Source organism: Pseudomonas sp. EB271-G4-1 (assembly GCF_058791355.1).
In genome coordinates, this window is sequence record NZ_JBYTEO010000028.1 from 74,409 (window position 1) to 91,699 (window position 17,291).

The 17,291-nt window shown below is 59.9% G+C and carries 10 protein-coding genes; 6 read left to right on the plus strand and 4 right to left on the minus strand.

The window, feature by feature from the left end:
* Nucleotides 1-11 precede the first annotated feature (11 nt).
* Both ngg and AC3WWR_RS15955 read right to left on the minus strand, forming a co-directional pair.
* A complete protein-coding gene (ngg, locus tag AC3WWR_RS15950; protein ID WP_454866238.1) occupies nucleotides 12-1,757 on the minus strand; it encodes an N-acetylglutaminylglutamine synthetase in 1,746 nt (581 codons plus the stop codon).
* A 3-nt stretch (nucleotides 1,758-1,760) separates the two neighbouring features.
* Nucleotides 1,761-3,533, minus strand: a complete 1,773-nt coding sequence (locus tag AC3WWR_RS15955; RefSeq protein ID WP_020799984.1) for an N-acetylglutaminylglutamine amidotransferase — start codon at nucleotides 3,531-3,533, stop codon at nucleotides 1,761-1,763.
* 296 nt (nucleotides 3,534-3,829) lie between these two features.
* On the opposite strand from AC3WWR_RS15955, the gene AC3WWR_RS15960 reads away from it, so the two are divergent.
* Complete coding sequence (locus AC3WWR_RS15960; RefSeq protein ID WP_492598868.1) at nucleotides 3,830-8,647, plus strand: NEL-type E3 ubiquitin ligase domain-containing protein; 4,818 nt, start codon at nucleotides 3,830-3,832, stop codon at nucleotides 8,645-8,647.
* A 5-nt stretch (nucleotides 8,648-8,652) separates the two neighbouring features.
* Here the strand turns inward: AC3WWR_RS15960 and mnmC are convergent, their stop codons facing one another.
* The gene (gene mnmC / locus AC3WWR_RS15965) at nucleotides 8,653-10,635 is read right to left on the minus strand and encodes a bifunctional tRNA (5-methylaminomethyl-2-thiouridine)(34)-methyltransferase MnmC2/FAD-dependent 5-carboxymethylaminomethyl-2-thiouridine(34) oxidoreductase MnmC1 (protein WP_083349631.1); all 1,983 of its coding nucleotides are present in this window, start codon (nucleotides 10,633-10,635) and stop codon (nucleotides 8,653-8,655) included.
* 159 nt (nucleotides 10,636-10,794) lie between these two features.
* Between mnmC and pap the strand changes: the two genes are divergently transcribed.
* The 3 genes from pap to AC3WWR_RS15980 all read left to right on the plus strand — a co-directional run bounded on the left by pap (nucleotide 10,795) and on the right by AC3WWR_RS15980 (nucleotide 14,682).
* The gene (pap, locus tag AC3WWR_RS15970) at nucleotides 10,795-12,300 is read left to right on the plus strand and encodes a polyphosphate:AMP phosphotransferase (protein WP_492598869.1); all 1,506 of its coding nucleotides are present in this window, start codon (nucleotides 10,795-10,797) and stop codon (nucleotides 12,298-12,300) included.
* 105 nt (nucleotides 12,301-12,405) lie between these two features.
* The gene (locus tag AC3WWR_RS15975) at nucleotides 12,406-13,590 is read left to right on the plus strand and encodes a thiolase family protein (RefSeq protein WP_432668504.1); all 1,185 of its coding nucleotides are present in this window, start codon (nucleotides 12,406-12,408) and stop codon (nucleotides 13,588-13,590) included.
* A 132-nt stretch (nucleotides 13,591-13,722) separates the two neighbouring features.
* Complete coding sequence (locus tag AC3WWR_RS15980) at nucleotides 13,723-14,682, plus strand: DMT family transporter (RefSeq protein ID WP_492598870.1); 960 nt, start codon at nucleotides 13,723-13,725, stop codon at nucleotides 14,680-14,682.
* Nucleotides 14,683-14,812: 130 nt separating this feature from the next.
* Here the strand turns inward: AC3WWR_RS15980 and AC3WWR_RS15985 are convergent, their stop codons facing one another.
* Nucleotides 14,813-16,207: a class II fumarate hydratase gene (locus tag AC3WWR_RS15985; RefSeq protein ID WP_033043106.1), complete on the minus strand. Its 1,395-nt coding sequence runs from the start codon at nucleotides 16,205-16,207 to the stop codon at nucleotides 14,813-14,815.
* Nucleotides 16,208-16,399: 192 nt separating this feature from the next.
* On the opposite strand from AC3WWR_RS15985, the gene AC3WWR_RS15990 reads away from it, so the two are divergent.
* The gene (locus tag AC3WWR_RS15990; protein WP_020799991.1) at nucleotides 16,400-16,921 is read left to right on the plus strand and encodes a DUF2059 domain-containing protein; all 522 of its coding nucleotides are present in this window, start codon (nucleotides 16,400-16,402) and stop codon (nucleotides 16,919-16,921) included.
* A 13-nt stretch (nucleotides 16,922-16,934) separates the two neighbouring features.
* Nucleotides 16,935-17,234 (plus strand): BolA family protein, encoded by a 300-nt coding sequence (locus AC3WWR_RS15995; protein WP_020799992.1) that lies wholly within the window; start codon nucleotides 16,935-16,937, stop codon nucleotides 17,232-17,234.
* The last annotated feature ends 57 nt before the right edge of the window (nucleotides 17,235-17,291 follow it).

The following is a 17,291-nucleotide window of genomic DNA, read 5'->3' on the forward strand; positions in this document are numbered from 1 at the left end:
ACGATCGGGCGCTACACGGCCGGCTGACTGTGCGGAAACAACAGGTCTACAAACCGCTCGGCCGTCGGCTGCGGTTCATGGTTGGCCAGTCCGGCGCGCTCGTTGGCTTCTATGAATACGTACTGCGGTTGATCGGCGGCAGACACCATCAGGTCGAGTCCGACCACGGGAATATCCAGCGCCCGCGCCGCGCGCACCGCGGCGTCCACCAACGTGGGATGAAGAATCGAGGTGACATCTTCGAGAATCCCACCGGTATGAAGATTTGCCGTGCGCCGCACGAAAAGGTGCTCGCCCGGCGGCAGTATGCTGTCGTAGTCGTAGCCCGCTGCCTGCACGGTGCGCTCGGTCTCAGGGTCCTGCGGGATCTTGCTTTCGCCGCCTGTAGCCGCCTGGCGCCGTCGACTCTGGGCTTCGATCAGCGCGCCGATGGAGTGCTGGCCATCGCCCACCACCTCGGCGGGCCGTCGAATCGCCGCAGCGACCACTTCAAAGCCGATCACCAGAATTCGCAGGTCGAGACCTTCATGGAAGCTTTCCAGCAGCACGCGACTGTCGTACTGACGGGCGGCTTCGATGGCGTTCTGGACCTCTTCGATGGTCTGCAGATCCACCGCCACGCCTTGCCCCTGTTCACCGTCCAGTGGCTTGACCACCACTCGCTGGTGTTCGTCGAGAAACGCCAGGTTGTCATCGGCGTTACCCGCCAGTTGCTGCGCGGGCAGGTTCAGGCCTGCCGCCGTGAGCGCTTTATGGGTCAGGCTCTTGTCCTGGCACAGGCTCATGCTGATGGCACTGGTCAGGTCGGTCAGTGACTCGCGGCAACGTACCCGCCGTCCGCCGTGGCTGAGGGTAAACATCCCCGCCGCGGCATCATCGACCTGCACATCGATGCCGCGACGATGGGCTTCCTCGACGATGATCCGCGCGTAGGGGTTGAACTTGGCTTCAGGGCCGGGACCGAGAAACAACGGCTGGTTAATGCCGTTCTTGCGCTTGATCGCAAAGGTCGACAGGTTGCGAAAACCGAGCTTGGCGTAAAGATTTTTGGCCTGGCGATTGTCGTGCAGCACGGACAAGTCCAGGTAACTCAGCCCACGGCTCATGAAGTGTTCAATCAGATGCCGCACCAGCACCTCACCGACACCGGGCCGCGAACAGTGCGGATCGACGGCCAGGCACCAGAGGCTGCTGCCGTGTTCCGGATCGTTGAACGCCTTGTGATGATTGAGGCCCATGACGCTGCCGATGACTGCGCCGCTGTCCTCGTCCTCGGCCAGCCAGTACACCGGGCCGCCCAGATGACGGGGGGTCAGCAAGCTGGCATCGATCGGCAACATGCCGCGTGCCTGATACAGCTGGTTGATCGCCTGCCAGTCGGCATCGCCTTGCGCGCGACGAATGCGAAAGCCGCGAAACACGCGGGTCGCCTGACGGTAATCGCTGAACCACAACCGCAAAGTATCGGAGGGGTCGAGAAACAACTGGGCCGGCTCCAGCCCCAGTACTTGCTGGGGCGCGGCGACATACAGGGCGATGTCGCGCTCACCCGGTCGTTCATTGAGCAACGCCTGGGCAAGGCTCGTCGGGTCGGGGAACGTATGGCCGATCAACAACCGGCCCCAGCCGCAATGCACGGCAATCGGCGCAGTACTGAGTTCACTGCCGTCTTCGGCCAGGCGTGCCTGCAAGCGTTCGTAAGAAGGCGCCTGACCGCGTAACAAGCGTTGGTTATACGCCGTGGCTTGAGGTTTCATCGATCAGATTCCTTGTTCACTGAGCCACAGGTTCAGCGCCGCCAATTGCCACAGCTTGGAGCCGCGCAACGGAGTCAATTGGCCTTGTGGGTCCGTCAGCAAGCGGTCGAGCATCGCCGGGTTGAACAGGCCACGATCCTGGCTCGGATCCAGCAGCAATTCACGTACCCAGTTCAGCGTGTCACCCTGCAAATGCTTGAGACCCGGCACCGGGAAGTAACCTTTTTTGCGGTCGATGACTTCGCTTGGAATGACCAGGCGCGCCGCTTCCTTCAGGACTTGCTTGCCTCCGTCAGGCAGTTTGAATTTGCCCGGCACCCGGGCTGACAATTCCACCAGGCGATAGTCGAGAAACGGCGTGCGCGCCTCCAGGCCCCAGGCCATGGTCATGTTGTCGACGCGTTTGACCGGGTCATCCACCAGCATCACCGTGCTGTCCAGACGCAAGGCCTTGTCCACCGATGCATCGGCGCCGGGTTGTGCGAAATGTTCCTTCACGAAGTCACCAGCGGCGTCATTCGCGGTCAGCCATTTCGGCTGGACGGTGGCGGCGTAGTCCTCGTAGCTGCGGTCGAAGAACGCATCGCGATACGCCGTGTAGGGATTGGCTGCGCCATCCACTTGCGGATACCAGTGATACCCGGCGAACAGTTCGTCCGCACCCTGGCCGCTTTGCACCACTTTGCAATGCTTGGCCACTTCGCGCGATAACAGATAGAAAGCGATGCAGTCATGACTGACCATCGGCTCGCTCATCGCGCGGAAGGCGGCGGGCAGTTGCTCGATGATCTCTTTTTCGTCGATGCGCAATTGATGGTGTTGGGTGCCGTAATGCCTGGCGATCAAGTCCGAATACTGGAACTCGTCACCGCGCTCGCCACCGGCATCCTGGAAGCCGATGGAGAAGGTCGACAGGTTTTCCACACCGACTTCACGCAACAGGCCGACGAGCATGCTCGAATCGACACCACCCGACAGCAGCACGCCAACATCCACCGCCGCCCGTTGACGAATCGCCACCGCATCGCGGGTGCTGTCGAGTACGCGGTCACGCCAGTCCTCGAGCGTCAGATTGATCTCGTCGGCACGTGGGCCGTAGGGCAGGGTCCACCAGGTTTTCTGTTCGGTTCGGCCATCCGCGTCAATGCGCATCCAGGTCGCCGGTGGCAGTTTTTCGATGCCGGCCAGCAGAGTGCGTGGCGCTGGGACCACGGCATGGAAATTCAGATAATGATTCAGGGCCACCGGATCGAGAATCGGGTTAATGTCGCCGCCCTTGAGCAGCGCTGGCAAAGCCGAAGCGAAGCGCAGGCGCTGGCCGGTGCGCGACAGGTACAGCGGCTTCACACCGAGACGGTCACGGGCGATGAACAGGCGCTTGGCGTCGCGTTCCCAGATAGCGAAGGCAAACATGCCGTTGAGCTTGGGCAACAGCGCTTCGCCCCAGGCGTGGTAGCCCTTGAGCAACACTTCGGTGTCGCCGCCGGAATAGAAGGCATAACCGAGGTTTTCGAGTTCGCTTCGCAGCTCCGGGAAGTTGTAGATCGCGCCGTTGAAGGCCAGGGAAAGGCCCAGTTGGGTATCGATCATCGGCTGTGCCGAGCCGTCCGACAGGTCCATGATTTTCAGGCGACGATGGCCCAGGGCAATCGGCCCTTGGCTATGAAAACCCCAGGCGTCAGGGCCTCGAGGCGCCAGGTGATGGGTGATTCGCTCAATGGCTGCAAGGTCTGCAGGTTGATTGTCAAAACGTAACTCGCCAGCTAATCCGCACATAAATTCCTTACCGGTTTTTCCGTTGGGGAGGGTCAATCCGCACCATGCCAGAAGGGCAGGTACTCAGAAACTGACCCGCCTCGCTTGTGGGAGTTTTAGAACGATAAGTTATAAGAAGGAATTGCGGGACGAATGGCAGGCACGGCAGAAACGCTCTTGGCCGTGGCGGTAACTATTGATGGGATGCATAGAAGTAGCTGCTTGGATGGGGGGCGATCCAACCCGGTATTCGAATTATCAATTGCCTGCGGTGCTTCCTAAACTGAGCGTCTTTTAACGCAATAAGGATATTGCTCATGCAGGCTACGACTTCCAAACCCGCCCCCGTGGCGGTGCCACTGACATCGGCACAACGTCTCGAAGCCTTGTTGGAACACACGGGCGACCTGGACAAGGCGCAAGTGCTGCAAGCGTCTATCGCCCCTTGGTTGGCGACCGCGGATTTGAGCGTGGTGCAGGCTTTGAAGGCGGCGTTCGAGCAGTCTTTTGTGACCCAGGGCAAGGTCACGGAGGCGCTCAAAAAGCTCAAGCCTCTGGACGAATTCTGCAAAGAGCAACTGACCGCATTCCTCAAGGGTAAATGGACGGTCGATTTCGACGTCGAGCGGGACATGCTGGACATTACGAAAACACTGTACACGTCCACAGGCGTGCTCCCCGTCTTCGGATCCGCTGGTCGAGTAACCACCACATCACGCAGCTTGCTTCAGGCCGCCATGGAAAACTTTACGGCTAAGGAAGCCACGAGCGGCGGTTTTTCAGCGGACTCGGTTATACGCATCAATGAACAAGCCCAATCAGGCGCTGAAATCATCCCTGTAAAATTCGCCGCCCTGTCGCGTGAGCTCGACCTGGGCGCCCGCTATCAGCGCCATATTGACCAGGCTTTGGCCTTGCCGCCCAGACCCGCCAATGATGCGCCTGCCGATGATCGGCCCAGCATCGCGGATATCCGGCGGCTGAAGATGCTGGATATGCGCGTCGCCCTGCACATGGCCTCCCTGAAAAAGGACATCACTGCCGCTGCCTACACGATGCTGCTGAGTGTGATCGATCAGGATCTCCCGGCAGCTCAAGCCAGCGGCGTGCTATTCGATAGTGGGCCTGTGCAGTGGCAGGGCTTGATGATTCATGACGCCTGCATCTGTGGGGCACTGGTCTTCAGCAAAGTCTCCATCGATACCGAGCCGAAGGCCCGGTGTGTGGTTTACATGCCGAACGAACCCCGACGACCGCTGTATGAATACGCTTCGCTGGATGACTTCAAGGTCTACCTGACCCTCCACTTGCAAAGCAAAAGCTACAGAAAGTCTTTCGCCGAGCAGTACCTGCATGGCCAGGATAAAACCGGTTTTTTTACCGAGTTTGACAAGGATAAGACCCTGGGCACACTCGTTGCCGCGCCTGGCGACACTTGCCTTGGTGATTTTTTCTTCAGCACTTTTGTCAGTACGACTCAAAAAAATGCACGAATGCTTGCGGTGCCGACTGCAGACGTCGATGAGCAAGAGCGGGAAAAAAACCTTCAGGCATTGCTCGATGGTGGTCTTCTGCTGTTGAACGCAGCCGCTTTTTTTGTACCGGTGATCGGCCAGTTCATGCTGGCTACGGCTGTCGTCGACATCATCAGTGAAGTGTATGAAGGCGTGGTTGAGTGGACGCACGGAGAGCGGACCGCTGCTTTGTCCCATTTGCTGAGCGTTGTGGAAAACGTCGCGCAGTTGGCAGCGTTTGCCGTCGGCGGGAAAATTATCGCGACCACTATCGGTAAGGGCGTAAAGGAGCAGGGAGCATTCTTCGACGGTTTCGAGGCCGTCACTTGCGCTGATGGTCGAGCCAGATTGTGGAAGCCCAACCTCGACACCTATGAACAGACCACGACTCTGCCAATCGGCGCGCAACCTGATGTGCAAGGCCTCTACCGGCATGCCGGGCAGACGTCGATCGTCATCGAGGGAGTTCCTTATCGAGCCACCCGCAACGCCGCCGGATCGGCATGGACGCTCAATCATCCTGTGCGCACCGACGCATTCGCGCCTGCCGTCGAGCGAAATGTGGAAGGGGGCTGGCGGCATGTTCATGAGCACGCGCACGAGTGGCACGACGGTGCTTATGCATTGGGGCGCACGGATCCGCGCCTGAGTGATCTGGGCAGTGATCTGGAAGCGATTGCCGACATCATCGACATGACGCCTGACACGTTGCACCAGCTTCATCAAAGCAACCTCAAGTTACCGCAGCGGCTGAAGGTCTGTGTCGAGCGCTTCAGGATTGACCGGCGCATCACTGCGATGGTCACGGCAATGGAAGGGGGAGAGAGCGCAAACAAGGACTTCATCCAGGAGCAACTGCATACACTGCCGAGGTTGCCAGGCTGGCCGGCGGAACGCTTCATCGAAGTGCGCGACGAGGCGGACCCGGTAGTGTCCCGCTTCCCCGAGACAGGGCCACACGAGGATGAAAACGTCAACAGTGTGCTTGTTTATCAGTCGGATCTGGAGTCTGGGAAACTGCTCGACAAAGTCATCGGTGGTCTCTATCCGGCAGAGGTGCAGGGCATCATCGCAAGCACAACCACGGAATCGAAATCGCAGCTGTTGGCGAAGAAGATCGCGACGAGCCTCAAGAGTAATCGCCAACCGCTGTTTGACTGGCTCTATAAAGCCTGGGACGGCACCGCCACCGGTGACGTTGCGACGCTGGGTGAACACGCCGCAGACCTTCCCGTTCGCGTGCGCCAGGAATTGCTGGATAACGCCTCTGGCAACGATCGCAGCTTTCTGCGCGACCGCAAGATCCTCGGCATGGATCTCGCGGGGCAGGTCAGCGAGGCACAGGCACTGCTCAGGCAGGACCGTGCGCTCACCGGGTTGCACCTGCCGCATTTGGCCAATGCCGATACCAACAGACTGACGCTCTGGCTGATGGAAAGGGTGCACGGCTGGGATGAAAGCTGTCGGCTTGAAGTGCGACAGGGGCGAGCAACCGGCACCTTGCTGGACAGCGTCGGTGCAGTGGATGCACAGTCGCTCGGTATCATTGTAAAGACGCCCACCGGCTACCAGGTCACTCAAACCAATGGCAATTTTTCCTCCACGTTGATGAGCGACACGCTGGTTACGTCGATACTTGACGCTTTGCCAGCCACCCAGCGCACTCGCATGGGGCTCACGGGCGATGGTGTGCAGGACGTCCGTGCTCTTCGTTCAAGACTGTCGAAGGCCGGCGCCGGCGATCCGGCGCGTACCGGGCGCGTGTTACGGGGAGAGCGCAGTGATACTCCCAAACACCTGGCTGCCTGTGTACTGGCAGATCCTCCCGCTGCGGGCACTTATGCAAGGGCCTTGATTCGTAAAGTCAAAAAGCTTTATCCACTGTTCTCCGATGCCCAGGCTTCGGTGTTTCTCGACAGCGCCGGCACTACCCAGCTGCAGCGGGTGAATCGAATCAAGGCGCTGGAGCTGCAACTGAAAAAACTGCTCGATGTGCTGCACACCTGGCGTGACGATGAAGTGGCAATGAAGAAACTGCCGGGGCAGCTCAACGACATCCGTGTCAGCCGTCGACAGGTGGCCAATGCCATCGAACGATGCTGGCGCCGGATAGCATGGTCCACTCAGGGTTCTACAACGCTCACGCTGGAGCGCAACTTTGTAGGCCCATTGCCGACGCTGACCGAGCAAGATGTCGCCCATGTGCGCAGTCTTTCCGTCAAGGACATGCAGGCTGGCGATGAGTTGGCGTACTTCCTCAAGCCTTTTAAAAAGCTGGTCACTCTGAAACTGGACCGCAATAAGCTCACACGATTGCCTGAAGTGCTGTCGCACATGCCCGATCTCAGGCATTTGAGCCTGGAGGATAATCAGATACAGCTGACCGAACACACCTTGCGCAAACTGGCGGACATGCGCAATTTGCGTGCGTTGGGGCTCAATGGCAATCGCCTGGGGGCCACGATTGACATCAGCAAAATGCTGAACCTGAAAGAGCTGTTACTGCGCGATACTCATGCGACGGAATTGCCTGTCGGACTTTCCCGTTTGCCGTATCTGGACTTTGTGGACCTGCGGGGAAACCTGATTCGGGAACTGCCGGAGTTGCTGTTTCAACTCCCTCAGCGATTCGCCCTGGCGATCAACTTGCGCCATAACCCTGTATCCGCGTCTAGCCGAACAAGGCTTGCGGCCTATCATGTTCGTACGGGCATCGGGATGGGGCTGCTGCCAAACGATAACGCGGTGCTCAATGATCAAAGGGCTCGAGACCTTTGGATGCCCAAACTGGTTGAAGAGACCTATGCCAGTCGTAATCGTGCATGGCTGGCGTTGAAGCACGAACCCGGATCGAAAGCATTCTTTGAGTTGCTGGCAGAAGTTGGAAATTCGGCCGATAGCCGTTATGTGAATGAAGACATGACCCGGCGGGTCTGGAGTGTCATTGAGGCGACCCAGGCTCACTCGGCATTACGTACTCAATTGCTGTCAATGGCAGTCAAGGCCCATTGCGCTGATGACGCGGCGACGATCTTCAGTAATCTCGAGGTCGCTGTCGAAATTGACAGGGTGGTTCGGCTGTCCGCCAACGCCCATGATCAGGCCGCTCGGTTATTGAGACTCGGGCGAAGTCTGTTTCGCCTGGATTACCTTTCCAGAATTGCTCGGGAAAAGTCCCAGGTCAATCCAGCACTCGATGCGGTGGAAGTGGAGTTGGCTTATCGCACCGGCCTGGCCGACAGGCTTGACCTGGTCGGCCAGCCCCAGCACATGCGTTATGCATCGCTCAGTGGCGTCAAGGCAAATGACCTGGAGTTGGCCTACAACAAAGTCCTTGCCGCGGAAATTTCACCTGAGCTATCGACCTATATCACTGGCCGTACGTTCTGGAGCGACTTTTTGCGACAGCAACATGGCAAACAATTCACCGACCTGACCGCCCCCTTTCACGTGCGGATGGAAACGGCCTTTGAAAACGAGGCAACGCTGGGTGCGGATTATCGCGCCACAGTGGACGGCATCGCCGATGAGTTGCACAACGCCGAGGCCGCTTTGTTGAAGCGTCTGACCGAGGCGGCCATGGAAGCTGACGAGTCAAGGACTTGCTTTGCGCTGGATTGATCGCTTTACGCCTTGCCTCGAATCAATCGGCGCAAGGCGAAACGGTTCGGATGGCAAGCCTCGGCGACGGTCCTGGGCAATGGCAGCGGTTCGTTATCCAGCCACGCGGCGATCAATTCGCCTGACAGTGGCGCTGTGATCAATCCTCGCGATCCGTGGCCGCTATTGACGTACAAGCCATCCAGCCAGGGGCAAGGGATGTCCGGGGTTTGTCGGGCATCCTTGCTCAAGGCGCTGTAGGCGTCGGCGAATGCCTGGCTGTCGGCCAGTGGCCCGACAATCGGCAGGTAATCCGGGCTGGTACAGCGAAACGCTGCACGACCTTCAAGTTCATCGGCTTGCAAGGTGTGCGCACCGAGCCGAGCGACCAGATCCAGCGAGATTTCTTCGAGCATCTGCAAGTTACCCAAATGCTCGGCAGTGGTCGGGGTCAGGTCGTCGCTGTTGAAATCGAAACTCGCCCCCAGCGTGTGTTCGCCCAGGCGTGCCGGCGCGATATAGCCTTCGGCGCACACCACGGTATTCAGCGTCCGGCTTTCGGTCGTTTGGGGCAAACGGGTGATTTGTCCGCGAATGCGTTTGAGCGGCAACTCGCTGCTGTAGGTGAATCGCTTGATCTCGGCGGCACCGGCCAGCACCACGGTGGGTGCGTCGGCCAACAAGCTGTCGCCATCCCACGCTTGCCAACCGCCGTCCACGCGGCGCAGCTCCAGCACATCGTGATGGGTTAGCAGTTCAACGTTCGATTGCCCAGCCTGCCATTGGCACAGCGCAGGCGGGTGTACCCAACCGCCTTCGGGGTAAAACAGGCCCCCCGATGGCAGTGCGATACCGGCGCGAGCCTCGGCGTGTGCCTGATCGAGTGTGTGCAGTAAGTCACTGGGGAACGCCGTCGCCAATTGCGCCTGACGCTCGGTTTCCTTGGCATTGAAGGCCAGTTGCAAGACGCCGCAATCGTCCCAGTCAACGCCCCGTTGCAAATGCTCAAGCAAGCGCCGGGTGTAACCGAAGCCGCTGACAATCAATTGCGACAGCGCTGTGCCGTGGGCGGAAAGCTTGAGGTACAGCACGCCCTGGGGATTGCCCGAGGCTTCCTGCGCCAGCGCATCGTGACGCTCCAGCAGACTCACCTGCCAGCCGCGAGCAGCGAGGCTGGCGGCCGTGGCACAACCGGCCAACCCGGCACCGATCACCAGCGCGCGACGTTCAAAGGTTAGCGAGGCCGGTCGGGCAAACCAGGGTTTCGCCGCAGCGGGTGCCGGGTTTTCCGCAGGCCAGCCGAGGTAGGTGCCGCGCAGGATTTCCCATTTGTGGCCGATGCCAGGTGTTCGTTTCATCTTGAACCCGGCGGCATTCAACAGGCGACGCACCCAACCCGTGCTGGTGAAGGTGCTGATGGTTGAACCGGGCGCCGCCAGTCGGGCCAACTCGGCAAACAGTTCGGCGGTCCACATGTCGGGGTTTTTCGCCGGGGCGAAGCCGTCGAGAAACCAGGCGTCGATCTGCGCGTCCAATTGCGGTAGCAACGCCAGTGCATCGCCAATCAGCAAGGTGAGCGTGACGCGGCCGTTATCCAGGACCAGGCGCTGGAAGCCCTGGTGGATCGCCCTGTATTGCGCCAGCAGTTGATCGGCCAACGGCTTGAGTTCCGGCCACAACGCCAGCGCTCGTTGCAGGTCGGCAAGACTCAGCGGGTACTTTTCGACACTGACAAAATGCAACCGTGCACCGGCCGCAGCGTGCTGCTCGAACAACTGCCAGGCGCACAAGAAATTCAATCCGGTACCGAACCCGGTTTCGCCAATCACCAATCGACCGCCCGCTGGAAGCGCCGCGAAACGCTCCCCCAAGGCATTCTGTTCCAGGAACACGTAGCGGGTTTCGTCCAGCCCTGAAAGGTCGGAAAAATACACATCGTCGAACACCCGCGAGCGCGGGAGCCCTTGTTCGTCCCAGTCGATCTGGGCGTGGGGCATTACAGGTTTCATGGCAGGCTCGGTAACGGCAAGGTCGCCATTCTATCCGATCGCGGCAGGGGGCATGATCCATGGCAAGACCTGCAATCACCCATGCGATGAAAATGGGATTTCTCCCCCGCAGGAGAGCTCAATCCACTAGTCTTGCTCACATCTGCCAGGGAGCCGCTCATGTTCGAATCCGCTGAAATCGATCACGCCATTGATAAAGAAACTTTCGACGCCGAAGTGCCGGCCTTGCGTGAAGCCTTGCTTGAAGCGCAATTCGAACTGCGCCAGCAGAGCCGGTTTCCGGTGATCATCCTGATCAACGGCATCGAAGGCGCCGGCAAGGGCGAGACGGTCAAGTTGCTCAATGAATGGATGGACCCGCGCCTGATCGAGGTCCGCACCTTCGATCAGCAAACTGACGAGGAGCTTGCGCGGCCACCGGCCTGGCGCTATTGGCGGATGCTTCCGGCCCAGGGCCGCATGGGCATTTTCTTCGGCAACTGGTACAGCCAGATGCTGCAGGCCAGGGTTCACGGCGTGATCAAGGACCCCAGGTTCGATCAAGGCATCAACGGCGCCGAACGCCTGGAAAAAATGCTTTGCGACGAAGGCGCATTGATCTTCAAATTCTGGTTCCACCTCTCCAAGAAACAAATGAAGGCACGCCTCAAGGCGTTGGCCGACGACCCGCTGCACAGCTGGCGCATCAGCCCGCTGGACTGGCAGCAGTCCGAAACCTACGATCGCTTCGTGAAATACGGCGAGCGCATCTTGCGGCGCACCAGCCGCGACTATGCACCGTGGCATGTGATCGCCGGAAAGGATGCGCATTATCGCAGCCTGGTGGTGGGGAAGATTTTGCTCGAAGGCTTGCAGAACGCCCTGAAACGACCGCAAATCCACCCGGAAAAAGTCAACGTCGCGCCTGTGTTTCCCAGCGTTGATCAATTGAGCCTGCTGGACAGCCTTGATCTGACCTTGCAGTTGGCCAAGGGCGATTATGAAGAGCAACTGATTACCGAGCAGGCCAGGTTCTCCGGCTTGATGCGGGACAAACGCATGCGCCGACACGCATTGATGGCAGTGTTCGAAGGCAATGACGCGGCGGGCAAGGGTGGGGCGATTCGCCGCGTGGCTGCGGCCCTGGACCCGCGCCAATACAATATCGTGCCGATTGCCGCGCCCACCGAAGAGGAACGGGCGCAGCCGTATCTCTGGCGTTTTTGGCGGCATGTTCCTGCCCGGGGCAAATTCACCGTGTTCGACCGTTCCTGGTACGGCCGGGTGTTGGTGGAACGCGTCGAAGGATTCTGCTCCCAAGCGGACTGGCTGCGTGCCTACGGTGAAATCAACGACTTTGAGGAGCAACTGAGCGACGCCGGGGTGATTGTGGTCAAGTTCTGGCTGGCCATCGACAAGCAGACGCAACTGGAGCGTTTTCAGGAGCGTGAAGAGATTCCGTTCAAACGCTTCAAGATCACTGAGGACGACTGGCGCAACCGTGAAAAGTGGGACGACTATCGCGCCGCCGTCGGCGACATGGTCGACCGCACCAGCACCGAGATCTCGCCCTGGACGCTGGTGGAGGCCAATGACAAGCGCTGGGCGCGGGTCAAGGTGTTGCGCACCATCAACCACGCCCTGGAAGAGGCGTTCGAAAAATCGGGCAAGCGCAAGGGCAAGTAGTCAGGCGATGGTTGCGCATACGCGAGGTGAATGATTGTCGCGGTCGGTTATTGGGTGGGCTTATGCTCGATCCACTCTCAACCGACAACAACAATGAGGTATGCCATGCGTGAAGTGGTGATCGTCGACAGCGTGCGGACCGGCCTGGCCAAATCCTTTCGCGGCAAGTTCAACATGACCCGTCCCGATGACATGGCGGCGCATTGTGTCGACGCCTTGCTGGCGCGCACTGGCATCGATCCGGCCAGTGTCGAGGACTGCATCGTCGGTGCTGGCTCCAACGAAGGTTCACAGGGCTATAACATCGGGCGTAACGTCGCGGTATTGTCGCGCCTGGGCATCGGCGTCGCCGGCATGACCCTCAACCGCTTCTGCTCCTCGGGCTTGCAGGCGATCGCCATTGCCGCCAACCAGATCGCCTCCGGTTGCAGCGACATCATCGTTGCCGGTGGCGTCGAATCCATCAGCCTGACGATGAAAAGCATCAACACCGATCACCTGATCAATCCGCTGCTCAAGGAGCAGGTGCCGGGCATCTACTTTCCGATGGGCCAGACCGCCGAAATCGTCGCTCGACGTTACAACGTCAGCCGTGAAGAACAGGACTTGTACGCCCTGCAAAGCCAGCAGCGCACAGCCCAGGCACAGGCGGCGGGGTTGTTCGACGATGAAATCGTGCCAATGGCGGTGAAGTACCGGGTTGAAGACAAGGCCACAGGCGAAGTGCAGATTCTTGAAGGGGTCGTGGATCACGATGACTGCAACCGTCCCGATACCACCCTGCAAAGCCTGGCCGGGTTGAAGCCGGTCTTCCTCGAAGACGGCTCGGTCACCGCCGGTAACTCCTCGCAGTTGTCCGACGGTGCCTCCATGACCCTGGTGATGAGCCTGGAAAAAGCCCTGGCGCTGGGCTTGCAGCCCAAGGCGTTCTTCCGCGGATTCACCGTGGCCGGTTGCGAACCGGACGAGATGGGCATCGGCCCGGTGTTCTCGGTGCCCAAACTGCTGAAGGCCAAGGGCTTGCACCTGGGTGACATCGATTTGTGGGAACTCAACGAAGCATTCGCCTCGCAGTGCCTGTACGCGCGCAATCGGCTGGAGATCGATAATGACAGGTACAACGTCAATGGCGGCTCGATCTCCATTGGCCACCCATTCGGCATGACCGGTTCGCGTCAGGTCGGGCATATCGTTCGCGAGTTGCAGCGGCGCAATCTGCGCTACGGCGTCGTCACCATGTGCGTAGGCGGTGGGATGGGGGCTACCGGGTTGTTCGAGGCGGTGCGTTAGCCGCCTGCTCGACCGGCCAGCGGCATGTAGCGACCTGCACAGTTTCATTCGCGGCCAAGCGGTAACTGTCCCTGTGTGCGGCGCGGCACAGCGCCTAGAATGGTGCGACTTGTTTTCCGGATTGGGGTTCGCATGCACATTTCATCGGGTCGCTGGGTTTATGGGCTGTTGCTGGCCTTGCTGACCGCGCTGTTGTGGGGAGTCCTGCCGATCAAACTCAAGCAGGTGCTGCTGGTGATGGACCCGGTCACGGTGACCTGGTTTCGCCTGATGGTGTCCGGTGGCTGCCTGTTCATTTACCTCGCGGCGACCGGGCGCCTGCCGAGCCGCAAAGCGCTCGGGCCACGGGGCGGCTGGCTGGTGCTGATGGCAGTGCTTGGCCTGGTGGGCAACTACGTGCTGTACCTGATGGGGTTGAACCTGCTCAGCCCAGGCACCGCGCAACTGGTGGTGCAGATGGGACCGATCATGTTGCTGATCGCCAGTGTGTTCGTGTTCAAGGAGCGGTTCAGCCTGGGGCAGGGGATTGGCTTGTTGGTGTTGTTGATCGGCTTTGCGCTGTTTTTCAACCAGCGCCTGAGTGAGTTGCTGACCTCGTTGAGCGACTATACCGCCGGTGTGCTGCTGGTGTTGCTGGCCTCCACGGTCTGGACATTTTATGCGCTGGGGCAGAAGCAGTTACTGACCGTGTGGAATTCGTTGCAGGTGATGATGGTGATCTACCTGTTTTGCGGGCTGTTGCTGACGCCTTGGGTGCATCCGCTGGAAGCCCTGCAGCTTAACCCGTTGCAAGGTTGGCTGTTGCTGGCGTGCTGCATGAACACCCTGATCGCCTATGGCGCCTTTGCCGAGGCGCTGGCGCATTGGGAGGCGTCGCGGGTGAGTGCGACGCTGGCCATTACACCCTTGGTTACTTTTGGCGCAGTGGCACTGGCCGCCTGGTGGTGGCCGGAGTACGTGCACGCCGAAACCATCAATGGCCTGGGTTACGGCGGGGCGGTGTTGGTGGTACTGGGGTCGGCATTGGTGGCGTTGGGGCCCTCGTTGATGGCCGGGCTCAAGGCTCGCAAGGTGCGGATGGCGGCCAGTTAGACCGCGTTATCGTTCTTCGCGAGCAGGCTCGCTCCCACAAGGATTGGCGCCGGTAACAAATATTGCAGTCGACACAAAATCTGTGGGAGCGAGCCTGCTCGCGAAAGCGGACTATCAGGCACTAAAGAACTCAACCCTTGGCCCCGGCCTCCAACATGTTCTCCGGCCGCACCCAGGCATCGAACTCTTCATCGGTCAGATACCCCAGCTGCAACGCCGCCGCACGCAATGTCAGCCCTTCGCTGTAAGCCTTCTTGGCAATCTCCGCCGATTTGTCATAACCAATGTGCGGGTTCAACGCTGTCACCAGCATCAACCCTTGTTCCAGATGCTCAGCCATTTTCCCCGCGTCCGGTTCCAGGCCGGCGATGCAGTGCTGCTGGAAGTTGCTGCAGCCATCGGCCAGCAAGCGGATCGATTGCAGCAGGTTGTGGATGATCACCGGCTTGAACACATTGAGCTGCAAGTGACCCTGGCTCGCCGCGAAGCCGATGGTCACGTCGTTGCCCAAGACCTGGCAGGCCAGCATCGACAGTGCTTCGCACTGGGTCGGATTGACCTTGCCCGGCATGATCGAGCTGCCCGGTTCGTTGGCCGGCAGTTTCACTTCGGCGAAGCCGGCGCGCGGGCCGGAGCCCAGCAAGCGCAAGTCATTGGCAATTTTCATCAGCGTCACGGCGAGGGTTTTCAGCGCGCCGGACAGTGAAGTCAGCGGCTCATGGCCGGCCAGGGCCGCAAACTTGTTGGGCGCGGTGATGAACGGCAAGCCGGACAGGGCGGCAATTTCCGCGGCGATGGCTTCACCGAAGCCGTGGGGCGAGTTCAGCCCGGTGCCGACCGCCGTACCGCCCTGTGCCAGTTCACAGACCGCGGGCAGCGCGCTGCGGATCGCCCGTTCGGCGTAGTCGAGCTGGGCGATGAACGCCGAGACTTCCTGGCCAAAGGTGATGGGGGTGGCGTCCATCATGTGGGTGCGGCCGGTCTTGACCAGTTTCATGTGGCGGGCTGACAGCTCGGCCAGGCCACCGGACAGCTCACTGATCGCCGGCAGCAAGTGTTGTTGCACCGCCTGTACGGTGGCGATGTGCATGGCTGTGGGAAAACAGTCGTTGGAACTCTGGGAACGGTTGACGTGATCGTTGGGATGCACCGGGGACTTGCCGCCGCGTGGGTTGCCGGCCAGCTCGTTGGCGCGCCCGGCGATCACTTCGTTGACGTTCATGTTGCTCTGGGTGCCGCTGCCGGTCTGCCAGACCACCAGCGGGAATTGATCGTCATGCTCGCCGTCGAGCACTTCATCGGCCGCCTGTTCGATCAGCCTGGCAATGTCGGCGGGCAAATCGCCGTTACGGTCGTTGACTCGTGCCGCCGCTTTCTTGATCAGTGCCAAGGCGTGCAGTACCGCCAGCGGCATCCGTTCGTCGCCGATGGCGAAGTTGACCAGCGAGCGTTGCGTTTGAGCACCCCAATAGGCCTCATCCGGGACTTCCACCTGGCCCAGGCTGTCGGTTTCGATTCGGCTCATCATGCACACTCCTGTAGGTCTGATTGCGCAGTTTAGGCCGTGATCGCCGGCCGTGGTTCCATCAGTCTGGAATCTGCTGATTCAACCCCTCTAAATCAGGCGCGACAAGGCTTGGGGTTGAGCGACAGAGTTTTTTAGGCGCAGAATGGACGTCCTTGGGGTTTTACCTCGCCTGCTAGAAAAGGAAACTCGATGACTCGTCTTCGTGCCATCTGTACCGCGGTTGCACTGGTCTGCGCCAGCGGCCCTGTTTTTGCCGATACCGCCAGCCACAACGCCAGTGCCGAGGCTTTCCTGACCCTGGCGCATGCCGACAAACTGGGTACTCCGGTGTACATGCAAGTACAGCAGATGTTTGCCCAGCGCTTCCAGCAAACCAAAGCCCCCGAATCGAAAAAAGCCGTACTGGAAACCTACCAGGCCAAGGCCAACGCCGCTCTGGACCAAGCCATTGGCTGGAACAAGCTGAAACCGGACATGGTCAAGCTCTACACCACCAACTTCACCGAGTCTGAGCTCAAGGACCTGGTCGCGTTCTACCAGTCGCCACTGGGCAAGAAAGTCCTGGAGAAAATGCCGCAGCTGACCCAGCAGTCGGCCCAGATGACCCAGGCCAAGCTGGAAAGCGCGGTGCCTGTGGTCAACAAGCTGCTGGCTGACATGACCGCCGAGCTGGAGCCTAAAGGCGCCGCTCCCGCCAAGAAAAAGCCTTGAGCCGGAGTTGGGAATGACCATGCAACAACGCATTGAATCGACACTGGGTTTGCTACAGCCCGAGTATCTGCAGGTGCTTGATGAAAGCCACATGCACAGCCGTGGTTTGCAAACCCACTTCAAGGCCGTGGTGGTCAGTGCGCAGTTCGAAGGCTTGAACCGGGTCAAGCGCCACCAGAAGGTCTACGGCACGCTTGGCGAGCTGATGGGCGAGTTCCATGCCTTGGCGCTGCATACCTACACGCCTGAGGAGTGGGCGCAAATCGACGCGGCCCCGGCCTCGCCGACTTGTGCCGGTGGCAGCAAGCACTAAGATCAAAAGATCGCAGCCTGCGGCAGCTCCTACAGGGGAATGCGTTCTCCTGTAGGA